The following is a 14,014-nucleotide window of genomic DNA, read 5'->3' on the forward strand; positions in this document are numbered from 1 at the left end:
TTTCCTGGCAATCAAAAGTGCAACATAGTGCATTAGCGATTAGGATCTTACTATCTGGTAAGCGGATTACCCTGTGGATAAGGATGTCACTGTGCTGAAAGCTGTCTCTGGGCTGATTGCTCTTTCGATGTGGATAATGCTCGCTGTTACCCCTGCGATGTTTGGTTTGTTACTCGCCGGGCCGGTTTGTTTGGTGCTGGGGGAAGTCAATGGGGCAGTGGTGATGAGTTTCATTGCCATTGGCTTGATTGTCGGTGCGGTATGGGCGGAGAGAATCCGTTCTGGTGAAGGCCTGTCAGTATTTTGGAGTAAGCTGGTGGCTAGCCCTGAGTTGGATAGGTATTAAAGGGTTCGTCTATGACGGAGTTATCAGCCGGAATGGATTTTGGTTGTGTAGCGAGGGTGAGAAATTGCCATGACAGCTTGGTTCCAGGTTGGAATGGTTAGTGGGGCTGGATGTATAGAATGACAGTCATTTATTTTATAATTAGCCTTTGCATTAAATAATGCGATAGATCGCAATATAGCCGAGTTGTTATAAAATTAGTTGCATATATTAATCGTCTTTGCGCATACTGACTTTGGTTTTAATCAAAAACCTGAATTTTAACAGTTGGTAATTATAAGGATTAATGATGTCTTACGATTATGAAATAATCACTATTACTGATACCGATAGTGGCGATAATACTAAAAATCCGGTTTATGTGAAACTACAGTCAACATCAGAAACAGGACCTGAGAAAAAATTATCCAGCGAGAACTTTAATCAAGGTGAATTGTTTTCAATAGTTTTGAATGGGCTAACGACAGGGAATGCGCCGTTAACGAACGAAGTCTTTCGGTTAGATGGTAAAGATGCATGGTCATTAAACAATACTTGGGTTACACGTATTAATGATGGTCAATGTTTTGCTGGTGGTGGCGCATGGTTGGACAATCATGCTTCTAAAACTGTCGGGCTTTCGCAGTATAATGGCGGGGATTCAACGCACCGGGATAAGGCAGATTCGAGTTTTATACTGACAATTAAAACTTCAAATGATGACCATGCAGGATCAAATAATGCTGTTTACATCAAGTTATTTGATTCTTATGGAAATGCATCGACACTCACGCATATTGATCAGCCTTTAAATGACTGGCAAACAGGAAAAACGGACACAGTTGAAGTAAAAGTGTCTGTTCCTTTAATCGGGCCGATCACCAGACTGATGCTGAATAAACCGGGCACACAAGGATGGAAGCCAGAGTCTATTTCAGTGAGGTCGAAAATTTATTCAGAACTGAGTACACATTTCACGGTAAATTCTTGGTTGGATGGCGAGAAACGCTGGTGGTTTGGCGCTGCGGATTAAAATTATTCACCTCCAGTATATTGATAACAAAGCGCCCGGTTGATAGCCGGGCGTTTGCGTCCACTGAGACAGGTTGCCGATTCAGAGTGAATTACGCCAATTTCGCCTCAAAGTGTTTCCCCAATAAGGCGTGGTAGAAGTCCTGATCGGACAGCACGCCCACCAATTTATTTTTGTTACCCTCTTTCTGCTCGGTCAGTAGCACAGGTTGTCCGGTACGGTAGCGGATTTCCAGCGCATCGCGCATTGAGATATCCGGACTGGCAGTGACAATATCAGTCTGAGACAGGAGGTCGAGATCGTCACCCTGGTGCCAGTTTTGCAGCGCCAGATCCTGATCCTGACGACGTGCCGCCAGTACTTCACCATCATCATTGGTATTGAGCCGGGTGCCTTCGTGACGGTTGAGGATCAGCATGTCTTCCAGGTTTTCCAGCGCGCTGGTCGGTGTCATCAGCGAGCGGCCACGCAGTACGTTAAGCGGGTTAGTGTGGGCGACGAAATCTTTGACATACTGAGTGTTAGGCTTCAGAACAATCTCTTCCGGCTTGCCGTGCTGGATCAGTTCACCGGATTCCATGATCGCGATGTTATTGCCGATTTTCAGCGCTTCATCCAGATCGTGGCTGACAAAGACGATGGTCTTATTCAGTTTGCGTTGCAGATCGAGCAACTCGTCTTGCAACTGACTGCGGATCAGCGGGTCCAGCGCCGAAAACGGTTCGTCCATCAGCAGAATATCGCTGTCCATGGTAAAGGCACGGGCCAGGCCGACACGTTGCTGCATCCCGCCTGACAGTTCGTGCGGCAGCTTGTCTTTCCATTCAGCCAGCCCCACCATTTCCAGTTTTTCCATCGCCCGGCGGCGGCGTTCAGATTTACTGATGCCCTGCATTTCCAGACCAAATGCTGCGTTATCCAGCACAGATAACCAGGGCATCAGGGCAAATTTCTGAAACACCATGGAAATACGCTCGGTACGCATGTGGCGCAGGCTAGTGGCATCGCAGCTGGCCAGATCGACCATGCCATCGCCGTCCTGTACTTCCAGCTTACCGCGCGAAACCGGGTTCAGGCCGTTGATGGCCCGTAGCAGACTGGATTTACCTGAGCCGGACAGGCCCATCAGGACACAAATCTCGCCTTGCTGTACGTTAAGACTGACGTTATTCACGCCGACCACATCGCCGGTTTCATCAATAATTTCCTGACGGCTTTTGCCCTGATCCAGCAGTGCCAGTGACTGCTCGGTATTTTTACCGAAGATGACGTCTAAGTTTTCAATTCGAATGGCAGTCATGTTCAGCCCTCCTGATTTTTGCTGGCCGGGGTTTTACACAGGCGGTCGAGAATAATAGCGACCAGTACAATCGCCAGACCTGCTTCAAAGCCCTGCGAAATGTTCACGGTATTCAGTGCGCGGATCACGGGTTTACCCAGACCATCGGCACCCACCAGCGCGGCAATCACCACCATAGACAGAGACAGCATGATACATTGGGTAATACCCGCCATGATGTTTGGCATTGCCGCCGGCAGTTCTACTTTGAACAGCAGCTTGGAACGTGTCGCACCGAAGGCCTGACCTGCTTCGAGCAGTTCTTCCGGTACGCGGCTGATCCCCAGGTAGGTCAGTCGAATCGGAGCAGCAATGGCAAAAATAATGGTGGAAATTAAGCCCGGCACCACACCCAGACCGAACAGCACCAGGGTTGGGATCAGATATACAAAAGTCGGGATAGTCTGCATCAGATCAAGAATCGGCCGCATCAGGGTATAAAGCCACGGCCGGTGCGCTGCCATAATGCCGATGGGCACGCCAACCAGCACTGAAATTGAAGTGGCGGTCAGCACCAGTACAAAGGTTTCCAGCATTTCCTGCCAGTAGCCCAGATTGAGGATCAACAAGAGCGCGACCACCACAAAAGCGACCAGCGAAATACTGCGGTGCAGCGCCCAGGCCAGCAGCGCGGTGATCAGAATCGGCGCGGCAGGCGGCATCCATTTAAACACATCCACCAGCATCATGATCAGAGATTCCAGGCTGTAGGAGATGGCGTCGAAAAAGCCGGCCGCATTAAAAGTCAGCCAGTCGACCAGATTTGCCATCCATTCGCCCAGTGGGATCTTATGATCGGTAATAAAATTCACATTAACTCCTTAAAAGGGGTACAACAAAAGCGGCCGCAGGCACCAGGTTCAGCACCTGCGGCAAATTATTAAATGTTCAGGTAATTCTTCACGGCGTCAGTGCCCTTGCTGCCGTCGAGAGCAGTCACGTCTTTCAGCCATTTATCCAGCACGGCCGGGTTGTCTTTCAGCCAGGCTTTCGCCGCTGCTGCTGGTTTTTTCTGATCGTTGAGAATGTCACCCATCAGGGTGTTTTCCATCTCCAGGCTGAATGTCAGGTTTTGCAGCAACTGGCCAACGTTCGGACAGGTTTGCAGGTAGTCTTTGCGAACATTGGTAAACACGCTGGCGCCGCCGTAGTTAGGGCCGAAGAAATCATCCCCGCCGTCCAGGTATTTCAGTTCGAAATTGTTGTTCATCGGGTGCGGCGCCCAGCCCAGGAAAACCACCCACTGATCACGGTTTACGGCACGTTTGACCTGAGAAACCATGCCCGCTTCACTGGATTCCACCAGGCGGAAGTCTTCCAGTCCGAAGGCGTTCTGGTCGATCATGTCCTGGATCAGGCGGTTGCCGTCGTTACCCGGTTCAATGCCGTAGATCCGGCCGCGGAATTTGTCTTCGAACTTCGCCAGATCGGCAAAGCTGTGCACGCCGGCATCGTAAACGTATTTCGGTACGGCCAGGGTGTATTTAGCGCCTTCGAGGTTGGCGCGAACAGTTTCAACGGTGCCATTGTCGCGGTATTTGGCAATGTCACCTTCCATGGTTGGCATCCAGTTGCCGAGGAAGATATCTATGTCACCATTGGCCATGGAAGAATATGTCACAGGTACAGACAGCAGCTGTGTTTTGGTGCTGTAACCCAGACCTTTCAGTACTTCGCTGGTCACGGCTGTGGTGGCAGTGATGTCGGTCCAGCCCACATCAGAGAAGCGCACCGTGTCGCACTGCGCAGCCATAACAGGCTGGGTACCGGCAGCAAAAAGTGTCGCAAATGCAGTGTACTTGATGGTTTTCTTGATTGTCGTCATGACGTGTCCTTTATCCATTTCGTTGCTGTTATTTAGCCTCGTGTTCGGCTGAGGCGTGAGTGGCAGGCCCGCCTGCTGACTGAAAACAGGCATGCAGTGGCCCTGTGGTGGTGGGTTTCACCACCACTAAAAGGTGCTGTTGTTCAACGTTGAGCGTTAGTTCGCGTCAGCAGCTTCAGGTTCTTTGCTGCGTTGCTGATCCTGCCAGTTGTCCGCAATCCAGACCGGCACATGCGCCGCGGGCAGGGCAGGTTTGCCCAGAATCTTATCGGCGGCTTTTTCTGCCACCATGATGGTTGGCGCGTTGAGGTTGCCGTTGGGAATAGTCGGGAAGACAGAGGAGTCGACCACTCGCAAACTGTCGATGCCACGCACCTGGCAGTCACTGTTCAATACCGCCATGGCATCCTCATCGCTGCCCATTTTGCAGGTGCAGGACGGGTGATAGGCACTTTCGACATTTTCACGAACCCAGGCATCAATGGCTTCATCACTCTGGATATTTTCGCCAGGTTGGATCTCCTGTCCTCGGTACGCCGACATTGCCGGTTGGGTCAGAATTTCACGGGTCAGGCGGATAGTATCGCGCCAGTCCTGTTTGTCCTGCTCGGTGCTGATGTAGTTGAACTCAATACCCGGCTTGGCTTTCGGATCAGCAGACGTCACCCAGATTCGGCCGCGGCTCTGCGGTTTATTCGGGCCGACATGCACCTGAAAACCATGGCCGTCGAAAGCGGCCTGACCATCGTAACGCATCGCGGCTGGCAGGAAATGGTATTGCACATTGGGCCATTTCAGACCGGCACGCGAACGGATAAAAGCGCAGGACTCAAAGTGGTTAGTGGCACCCAGTCCGTCTTTGAACAGGATCCAGCGGGTACCGATCATGCCTTTGCTGATCAGGCCCAGCTTGCTGTTCAGGGTCACCGGCTCTTTACATGCGTACTGGAAATAGACTTCCAGGTGATCCTGCAGGTTTTCACCCACGCCCGGCAGGTCGTGTTTCACCTCAATACCTGCCTCTTCCAGCACGGCTTTCGGACCAATGCCCGACAGCTGCAGCAATTGCGGTGAGCCGACCGAACCGGCGGACAGAATCACTTCTTTTCTCGCCGTCGCTGTTTGCACCATACCGCTGCGTTCAAACTCAATACCGGTGGCTGTTTTGCCTTCCAGTACCACTTTGCGGCTTAACACACCCGTCAGTACGGTCAGATTGCCGCGTTTCATTGCCCGGCGCAGGTAAGCGTTCGAGGTAGAGGCCCGCACCCCCTGATCCACCGTCATGTGCATAGGGCCGAAACCTTCCTGCTGATAACCGTTGTAATCGGCCGTTGCCGGATAACCTGCCTGCTGACCGGCATCAATAAAGGCCTGATACAACGGATTGAGCGCCATATCATTACCGTTACAGGTGGCGACCGGGCCGTCTCCGCCGCGGTAGGCATCTTCACCGTCTTTCCATTTTTCAGCACGGCGGAAGTAGGGCAGACACTCACGGTAGCTCCAGCCTGCCGCGCCGTGTGCTTCCCATTCGTCGAAGTCGCAGGCGTGACCACGGACATACACCATGCCGTTGATCGATGAGCTGCCACCCAGCACTTTACCGCGCGGGCAGTGCAGCTGACGGCCATCCAGGCCAAATTCCGGCTGAGTCTCGAACTGCCAGGCATATTTATCGCTGTTCATCGGGTACGACAGCGCCGTTGGCATCTGAATAAAAATACTCTTGTCGCTGCCACCGGCTTCCAGCAGCAGCACCTGATGCTTGCCGCTTTCGGTCAGGCGGTCTGCCAGCACACAACCTGCTGAACCGGCACCGACAATGATGTAATCAAATTCTTGCTTCATGGCGTTCCCTTTACGTCTGTTCACTTTGGCTTGGCGTGTTTTTTCCACATACGTGGTTACTGGTAAGGGCATTCAAGATCACCCAGTTCAATCAGCACACTCTTGGTCTGGGTGTAATGATTCAGGGTGTCCGGACCGTTTTCGCGCCCGACACCAGAGTGCTTGTAACCGCCGACCGGCATTTCTGCCGGAGAACCGCCCCAGGTGTTGATCCAGCAGATACCGGCTTCAATGCGAGCGATCAGACGATGAGCGCGCGACAGATTCTGGGTAAAAATACCGGCTGCCAGGCCATAATCTGTATCGTTGGCACGGCGAATCACTTCGTCTTCATCACTGAAACGCAGCACAGACATTACAGGGCCAAAAATTTCTTCTTTGACCTGGGGCATGTCGTCGGTGCAGTCGGCGAAGATCGTCGGTGCAACAAAGTTACCTTTGTCCAGACCATTTGCTGTGACGCGTTCACCTCCCGCCAGCAGGCGGGCGCCGGACTGCTTGCCAGCTTCAATAAAGCCCAGCACTTTTTCCAGATGATCAGCAGAAATCAGGGCGCCAATCTGGGTATTGATATCGCTCGGGTCGCCGACTTTCAGCTTGGCGGTGCGCGCTGCCAGACGAGTCAGGAACTCGTCGTAAACAGCATCGTGAACAAACACTCGGGTGCCGTGCGTACACACTTCGCCCTGGGTGTAGAAGTTCGCCATCATGGCGGCTGACACAGCGTTATCCAGTTGGGCATCGTCAAACACGATCAGCGGTGATTTACCGCCCAGTTCCATAGTGACGTCTTTCAGGGTGCCGGCGGCATCGGCCATGACTTTTTTGCCCGTGCCGCATTCACCGGTGAAGGACACTTTGGCGATTTCCGGGTGGCGTGACAGCATCTGGCCGACGCGATAATCACCCTGAACCACGTTGAACACACCGTCAGGGACACCAGCCAGGGTATAGATTTCAGCCAGCTTGAGTGCCGTCAGCGGTGTTTCTTCAGACGGCTTGAAAATCATGGCGTTACCTGCCGCCAGCGCAGGGGCAGACTTCCACATAGCAATCTGGATGGGATAGTTCCAGGCACCGATACCGGCACAAATGCCCAGCGGTTCGCGCCGGGTATAGAAGAACTGGCCGTGACCGAGATCCTGCTGCTGGCCGGCTAAGCTGGCTGCCAGACCGGCGTAGTATTCGATCACATCGGCACCTGTCGCTATATCAACTTCCAGCGCTTCCTGCAACGGTTTACCTGTGTCCTGAACTTCCAGTGCCGCCAGTTCGTCGTTACGTTCACGCAGCAGCGCGACCGCTTTCATCAGAATACGACCCCGTTCGGCACCACTCATGGCAGACCACTTGGCAAAGCCAGCTTTGGCAGATTCAACTGCACGCGCCATATCGGCTTCAGAGGCCTGGCCGATTTCAGCGATCACTTCACCGGTGGCCGGATTTCGGGTTGTGAAGTGTTCACCAGAAGTGGCTTGAATGGCTTGGCCGTGAATGTACAGGGATGTCTTGGTCATACTGTTTCTCTGCTCCTGAGTCGTGACTGATGGGGTTGCATCAGTCCCGAACAATGATGAGTGTCTGCTTGCTGGCACACTGTGATTAAAGATACGGTGCCAGTTGCTTTTCGAGGTAATCGGTAATAATGGACTGCGCCTGAGTCGGGCTGATACCGCCCGGTGTTAATGCTCCCCGCAACCAGATACCGTCAATCAATGCTGCTGTGCCCTGGGCGACAAACAAGGCTTTGTCAGCAGGCAGCACTTGCTTTAATTCATGGCGAAGGTGAGACAGCAGGCGCTTTTCGTTAACCCGCTGCAGGCGGTGAAGTTGCGGGTCGTGCATGGCCTGCGCCCAGAAGGACAGCCAGGTTTTGACGACTTTGTTGTCGACCTGATAGCTGTCGAAATTACCGGCGACAATGGCTTTGATCCGGCCCGGGACATCTTTCTTGTCAACGCTCGCCAGGTGTTCCATCACAGTATGCGAAAGCTGGCGCAGTACCGAACGCATGGTTTCTTCCAGCAGACCGTGTTTACCGCCAAAGTAGTGGTTGATGATACCCGGTGACACACCGGCTTTTCTGCTGATCAGTGCCACACTGGCCCCTGCCAGCCCCACTTCATCTATGGCTGCCATAGTGGCTTCCACCAGTTGTGGTTTTCGGATTTCCGGCATTCCTACTTTGGGCATGATCAGTCACCAATATTTTTAATTGAACGATTAATTAAAAATAAAATGACACATCGAATGATCTAAGTCAAAAAAATGTTTAGTGTTGTAATGTTTAGTTGTGTGATTATTTTGAAGGGTTGCTTGCTTGTGGGTGACTGTAAGAATGAAGGTTTCTGGCTGTTATGCAGTAAAACGGACACTTGAAAGATTGTCCGTTTTGTTCTGTTTTAAGGGTGAAATATGAGCAGAAATAGCCTTAAATTATTAGACTTCTGAGTTATGTGGTTGCCATGGCAGCCTGCCAGAACTCAGCGGTTTTGAACCGCTGTGACGAGAAATTGAATATCATGCATTGGAAACCTCCAGTAGCGAACCTTGGCCGATGAGCCAATGGTGGTGAAGACCGCAGATGTTGTTGAGAGGATTGTGGTGAATAATCCGCTGTATCTGGTTGGGGGGCACAGGCTGCGATGGTATTCAGGATTTTCTGTTCCATTTCTTCGCCAAGATGGGTGGTTGCTTCATCCAGGATCAGGATTGGCTTGCCTGTCCCGTCTGAGAAAGAAAAGCACTTGGACAGCATTGTCAAAAAAGTGATGTCTGACTGCAAAATACTTCAAGTACCGCGAAAACTACGGGACTTTGCGTCTTACTATTCAGAAACCCTTCCGCCATCTCAACTGCTACTGTTTTCATTAGGCGGGACCTACACCGCCAGATCCTCGATGAATAACAACAAATGCAGTGGTTAGGCAGAGGTGTAACCATGAAGTACTCACATGTCTTTTTGCTGGCTGTGGCAATAACAGCACTCGCGGGATGTAATGATGATGATGAACCGACAAGCGGGGATAACTCACCCTCTGTTGTGGCTCCCGGTGACTCAGGCGGCGACGGTACACCTGGCAGTCCTGATGATGGCCCGGGCGATGGCCAGTCTCCGGGCGATGGTGATCCTGATCCGGAACCCAGGGTGGATATCGATGGACTGCCATTACCCGATACCCAGTCCAGCCCGGATTATGAAACGTATGTGGCTGGCCAGCCTGGTTACTACACCAGTTTGTCCAGTACCGAATTTAATAACATTCGCTTTACCAGCGTGGCGACGGAAGACAATACGCCCAATGATAACGAATTGAACAATCCGGTAGCGAAACTGGGTCGGATTCTGTTTTATGATGTCCGTTTATCGGCCAATAACACTGTCTCATGTGCTTCCTGCCATCAGCAGGAGCATGGTTTCACCGACCCGGCGCAACTGAGCACAGGGTTTGATGGCGGGCACACAGGGCGCCATTCTATGGGGCTGACCAATTCCCGCTATTACGATCCCGGCCGTTTCTTCTGGGATGAACGGGCTGCAACGCTTGAGGAGCAGTCGGTAATGCCGATTCAGGATCCGGTAGAGATGGGCATGAACTTGTTTGATCTCGAAACCAAGCTGGGGCAGACCAGTTTTTATGGTCAGTTGTTTACCGAGGCTTTCGGCGATGAAGCCATCACCAGCCAGCGGATAGCCCTTGCGATGTCCCAGTTTATGCGGGCCATGGTGAGTTATGAGTCCAGGTTTGATCAGGCGGTTCAGGCAGAACTGAATAATGATCCAACGCCTGTGCTATCTGCTCAGGAACTCAGAGGGCTGGACTTGTTTGATTCTCTGAACTGCATTGATTGCCACACTACCACCGCCTTTGTGCTGGACAGAAATCACAACAATGGCTCAGTCAGCAATAATGACCCGGATCAGGGCGTAGGCGGCAATCTGGCCGGATTCTTCAAAACGGGATCCCTGCGCAATATCTCCGTTGGTGCCCCCTACTTCCACGATGGGCACTTGCCTGATTTGATGTCAGTGATTGAGTTCTACAACAGCGGTATCAATAACCACGCTAACCTCAGCCCCGATTTGAGAGACCGCACCGGACGACCCGTCAGAATGGGATTAAGCCAGGCGGACAAAGAAGCGCTGGTGGCTTTCCTTGAAACCCTGACCGATGACAGCTTCCTGAGTAATCCTATATTCAGTGATCCTTTCCCGCCAGAGGAAGCAGAGGAAAACAATCAATCGGGACCTTGATGTTTATCATTTCATGGGAATAAAGTTTAACTGAGAGTGATCTCCGAAATTTGCTTCATATTAAGCGGCTTACTTGAGAGAAGGCGGTTTGTCGTAGCAATATCTTTGTTACCTAAAAGATTGTGAATGACTTTTTTATCGACCTGATATTTAAGTTTGAGTGCTAATGTTCGTCGGCCAGAATCAATACTTGGAGATTGGATTCCTGCATCTTTAAGAATCACTTTGATTAATTGATTCAATGTCGGACAACTGAGGCTGATATGACCACGGCTCGTCTTTCGTGCAGATAGTTGAAAAGTGGTGCCGTTCGAACGAAGGAAGAAGGGCGCAGTAGGAGAAAAACAGCGGAAACAATTTCTATGATAGCCGTCTTTACGACGATTATTTACATAATTGACAATAAGTGTTTTGAGTTTTGGGTTTGTCAGGTAAATTTCTCGCTCAGCATTGCCTCTGACGATCATCTTCTCATGGATTTGGCCGGAAATTTCAATAATGTCTTGTACTTGAATTTGACAAATTTCGATAGTTCTCATTCCTGTACTTAAAAAGAACCCCATGAGGCATTGTGCCAAGGCTGGCTCATTGGAATGGCTTGCTGAGAGAAAAATTGCCTCAGTATTGGTGAGTTCAAGAGGGAGAGGCATCGCGTTTACACTCCTTATAATTACTATTGTTGGGTAGGAAAAATGATTGTTAAAAACAGGATGCCTGACCCTGTTTTAAGTCAGATTTACGGGGCATGCTAATAGGTTTGTCGCCGGGTTTCTGTCAGCCTGAATCGTGAGGAATAAAAGCTTGGCTCCCCATAGCCGGTATTTGCTGATGGATTTACACTACCACCATGAATATCAGTGAAGACTTCAGATTGACTCAGGAAATAGCTCCCTGAAAAGTTCACAGAAAGAATCGCTCCAATATCTGCAGCCATGTCAGTCATACTTTTCTCAATGTAAGGATCAGAAGTGTAGAGCCCAACAGACAGGCATCCTGTCGTGGAAGCGAGAGCGCGGATACCTGTGTTTGCTTCAACTAATGTTTTTCCGAGTGCGATGAGCGTGATGGGGCCATCCGGAGGAAGCTTGGCTTGCTCCAGAGCAAGCTCTGTCGAAATCAATGCTGGGCTCCATATCTGTGCGTGATGATAAACCGGATGTGACATCCGACGTGCCTGACGTATAACTCTGCCGAATTCACCGTTGTTCGCTTTCGACAGTGCCGTTTCGCCATCATGGATGACAAGTGCGCCGAGAATATCTCCAGGCGTATCGGCTTGCTGTAGAATGATATCCATCATCTCGGAAAGATCTTGAATAAACGTTTCAGGAGGATGTTTTCCTTCAGGTGTCTGGATGCCGTCTGAGGGTATCCAGAGTACTCGTGGTGAAGTACATAACTGGGCTGAATATGAGCAAAGACCAAATGCAATATTGCGCAACATGCCTTTGTAATTGTTTGAAGAATGTAGAATTACGGGAGTAATTCCACTTTTTTGAAGAAATAACCGGGCATGTCTGGCATTCATTTCAAGCCACTGCCCCATATTTTCTCGCCCGGTGTAATCAATAATTCTTACCTCTGGGTTCATTGCCAACTCTTTAGCTATTTTGGCTTGCTGGCTGTCCGGTGTCAGGGTAATGATTGAAATGGGCAAACCGACTTCAGATAAAACTTCTCGCAGAATCTTTACGGTCAGAGCAAGTGGTAAAATAGCATCCGGGTGCGGTTTTACCAGAACCGGGTTGCCTGCCATCAAGGAAGCAAAGATTGCTGGGTAAGCATTCCAAGTGGGAACAATCCTGCCGCAGATCACTAGGCTGAGTCCGAGTGGACGAGTCATGAAGGTACGTTGAAATCCCATCTCAGGTTCGTTACCAATATTGATCTTCCAGCAATTACTGGTTTCCAGTAGTTCCATTTCTCGAAACATGCGAGCAATAGATTCAATAGCTCGATACTGTGCATGGAGTGCATTTGCATGAAATCCCATTAAATAACTGTGGCCACTGGTATGGACTCCAGCCTCTGCGAAAATAAAACTGGCCTGATGAAGTCTGGCTACTGTTTCGAGTAATATTGCTGCCCGTTGCTTGACGGGAATATTGCCCCAAACGGATAAAGTTTCAGATGCATAGGTACACGCGACTTCTGGACGGATCACCGGATAGGCAATGTTCAGCGCAGGTCCGTAAGGTGAGCGTGTTTCAGTTACCCATTCTGAGATGTGTTCATGCATGGGGAGCTGAAAACGAGAGTTCAGCATGGATTCAAAAGAGAGCCTGCCATGTTCCTTTAGTTCTGGTAAGTAGTCTGCCAGATTATCTGAAAATGGTTGCCAGTGGATACCGTCGGCAATCGCTGCCAACGTGTCTTGAAGAAGTGAGTGGTGGGCTTGCCACCACTGATTTACGACTTCCTCTTTTAGCTTACCGGTCTCCCGGTAAGCTTTTTCATTCCTTTGAGATTGAGTCATGTATTCCCCGAACTCAGTTCATCAGTTCATCATGAAACTCTTGATGTCTCGGCATTGCAGCTGATAATTCTTCATCAAGCTCACGATCTTCTTGCGACCGAGCTTTGATTCGGAAATTTGTCGCATCCTCACCAACTGCATAACGGGTGTGGGGGTGTTCATCCGTTAAGGCTTTGCAGATGACATGTGCAAAATCTTCGGCAGTGGTCGGGCTTTGTTGAGCATGTACCGGGCTTGCCGCAAGAAACTCGTGGAATGAGCGACTGTAGATAAGTTTAAGTTGTTTCGGTGCTTGCTGGACAATGTCTTCACCGACGGCCTGAAACTTATCCCAGATAGGTGTATTGATAGCACCTGGTTGCACAACAATGACATCAATACCTGAATGATGAAGTTCGCGTCGAAGCGCATCACTAAAAGCTTCTTTTGCGAATTGGGCAATTGAATAGGCACCGAGGTAAGGTAAAGCAAGATTGCCTAAACCAGAGGTAATATTAATGACTCGCCCTTGGGTTTTCCGTAGCAAAGGCAGCACCTTCTGAGTCACGAGTAATTGACCGACGACATTCGTTTCCAACTGATTGCGAAGGTTATCAACCGGTAGCATTTCTAATGGAGATGGAACGCAGATTCCTGCGTTATTGACAACAGCCCAGAGGCGAGCTCCTTGCACAGACGAAATTTGAGAAACAGCGCACTCAATACTTTCAGCGCAAGTGACGTCCAGTTCTACATAATGCATGTTGGTATATGGTGATGGCGAAACCTTGGCTGTATCCCGTACTCCCGCAAATACGATGAATCCCTTATTTGCTAAATAATCAGCAGCCTGTGCACCCAGTCCGGTTGATGCACCAGTAACTAGGACGATTTTATCAGCGAACGTTTGGTTTAAAGTATGCGTTATCAT

12 protein-coding genes are annotated in these 14,014 nt (G+C 50.3%); 3 read left to right on the plus strand and 9 right to left on the minus strand.

Annotated features, from left to right (window positions below):
- Positions 1 to 73 precede the first annotated feature (73 nt).
- Together L6J37_RS14930 and L6J37_RS14935 are read left to right on the plus strand one after the other, a co-directional pair.
- The gene (locus L6J37_RS14930; protein ID WP_237795701.1) at positions 74 to 346 is read left to right on the plus strand and encodes a hypothetical protein; all 273 of its coding nucleotides are present in this window, start codon (positions 74 to 76) and stop codon (positions 344 to 346) included.
- A gap of 286 nt (positions 347 to 632) precedes the next feature.
- A complete protein-coding gene (locus L6J37_RS14935; protein ID WP_237795702.1) occupies positions 633 to 1,358 on the plus strand; it encodes a PLAT/LH2 domain-containing protein in 726 nt (241 codons plus the stop codon).
- 91 nt (positions 1,359 to 1,449) lie between these two features.
- On the opposite strand, the gene choV is transcribed toward L6J37_RS14935, so the two are convergent.
- From choV to betI, 6 genes are all read right to left on the minus strand, one after another.
- Positions 1,450 to 2,658 carry a choline ABC transporter ATP-binding protein gene (choV, locus tag L6J37_RS14940; protein ID WP_237795703.1) on the minus strand — a complete coding sequence of 403 codons (1,209 nt, stop codon included), beginning with the start codon at positions 2,656 to 2,658 and terminating at the stop codon, positions 1,450 to 1,452.
- 2 nt (positions 2,659 to 2,660) lie between these two features.
- Positions 2,661 to 3,509, minus strand: coding sequence for a choline ABC transporter permease subunit (gene choW, locus L6J37_RS14945; protein WP_192017205.1), 849 nt, complete (start codon positions 3,507 to 3,509; stop codon positions 2,661 to 2,663).
- Positions 3,510 to 3,577: 68 nt separating this feature from the next.
- Positions 3,578 to 4,522, minus strand: a complete 945-nt coding sequence (locus L6J37_RS14950) for a choline ABC transporter substrate-binding protein (protein WP_237795704.1) — start codon at positions 4,520 to 4,522, stop codon at positions 3,578 to 3,580.
- A gap of 156 nt (positions 4,523 to 4,678) precedes the next feature.
- Positions 4,679 to 6,373, minus strand: coding sequence for a choline dehydrogenase (betA, locus tag L6J37_RS14955; protein WP_237795705.1), 1,695 nt, complete (start codon positions 6,371 to 6,373; stop codon positions 4,679 to 4,681).
- 56 nt (positions 6,374 to 6,429) lie between these two features.
- Positions 6,430 to 7,890 (minus strand): betaine-aldehyde dehydrogenase, encoded by a 1,461-nt coding sequence (betB, locus tag L6J37_RS14960; RefSeq protein WP_237795706.1) that lies wholly within the window; start codon positions 7,888 to 7,890, stop codon positions 6,430 to 6,432.
- 85 nt (positions 7,891 to 7,975) lie between these two features.
- Positions 7,976 to 8,566 (minus strand): transcriptional regulator BetI, encoded by a 591-nt coding sequence (gene betI / locus L6J37_RS14965; protein WP_192017201.1) that lies wholly within the window; start codon positions 8,564 to 8,566, stop codon positions 7,976 to 7,978.
- Positions 8,567 to 9,314: 748 nt separating this feature from the next.
- On the opposite strand from betI, the gene L6J37_RS14970 reads away from it, so the two are divergent.
- Positions 9,315 to 10,628 carry a cytochrome c peroxidase gene (locus L6J37_RS14970; RefSeq protein WP_237795707.1) on the plus strand — a complete coding sequence of 438 codons (1,314 nt, stop codon included), beginning with the start codon at positions 9,315 to 9,317 and terminating at the stop codon, positions 10,626 to 10,628.
- Between the two features lie 26 nt (positions 10,629 to 10,654).
- Here the strand turns inward: L6J37_RS14970 and L6J37_RS14975 are convergent, their stop codons facing one another.
- The 3 genes from L6J37_RS14975 to L6J37_RS14985 all read right to left on the minus strand — a co-directional run bounded on the left by L6J37_RS14975 (position 10,655) and on the right by L6J37_RS14985 (position 14,014).
- Entirely contained in the window at positions 10,655 to 11,278 is a 624-nt protein-coding gene (locus L6J37_RS14975) for a site-specific integrase (protein WP_218387011.1), read from the minus strand.
- A 98-nt stretch (positions 11,279 to 11,376) separates the two neighbouring features.
- The gene (locus L6J37_RS14980) at positions 11,377 to 13,104 is read right to left on the minus strand and encodes an aldehyde dehydrogenase family protein (protein ID WP_237795709.1); all 1,728 of its coding nucleotides are present in this window, start codon (positions 13,102 to 13,104) and stop codon (positions 11,377 to 11,379) included.
- Positions 13,105 to 13,117: 13 nt separating this feature from the next.
- Positions 13,118 to 14,014, minus strand: a complete 897-nt coding sequence (locus L6J37_RS14985; RefSeq protein WP_237795710.1) for an SDR family NAD(P)-dependent oxidoreductase — start codon at positions 14,012 to 14,014, stop codon at positions 13,118 to 13,120.

The organism is Photobacterium sp. WH77 (assembly GCF_022014395.1).
Classification (GTDB): domain Bacteria; phylum Pseudomonadota; class Gammaproteobacteria; order Enterobacterales; family Vibrionaceae; genus Photobacterium; species Photobacterium arenosum.

Coding starts and splice junctions, on each gene's coding strand:
- L6J37_RS14935 (WP_237795702.1), top strand. CDS start 633: ATGATGTCTTACGATTATGAAATAATCACTATTACTGATACCGATAGT.
- choV (WP_237795703.1), bottom strand. CDS start 2,658: ATGACTGCCATTCGAATTGAAAACTTAGACGTCATCTTCGGTAAAAAT.
- L6J37_RS14950 (WP_237795704.1), bottom strand. CDS start 4,522: ATGACGACAATCAAGAAAACCATCAAGTACACTGCATTTGCGACACTT.
- betA (WP_237795705.1), bottom strand. CDS start 6,373: ATGAAGCAAGAATTTGATTACATCATTGTCGGTGCCGGTTCAGCAGGT.
- betB (WP_237795706.1), bottom strand. CDS start 7,890: ATGACCAAGACATCCCTGTACATTCACGGCCAAGCCATTCAAGCCACT.
- betI (WP_192017201.1), bottom strand. CDS start 8,566: ATGCCCAAAGTAGGAATGCCGGAAATCCGAAAACCACAACTGGTGGAA.
- L6J37_RS14970 (WP_237795707.1), top strand. CDS start 9,315: ATGAAGTACTCACATGTCTTTTTGCTGGCTGTGGCAATAACAGCACTC.
- L6J37_RS14975 (WP_218387011.1), bottom strand. CDS start 11,278: ATGCCTCTCCCTCTTGAACTCACCAATACTGAGGCAATTTTTCTCTCA.
- L6J37_RS14980 (WP_237795709.1), bottom strand. CDS start 13,104: ATGACTCAATCTCAAAGGAATGAAAAAGCTTACCGGGAGACCGGTAAG.
- L6J37_RS14985 (WP_237795710.1), bottom strand. CDS start 14,014: ATGATAACGCATACTTTAAACCAAACGTTCGCTGATAAAATCGTCCTA.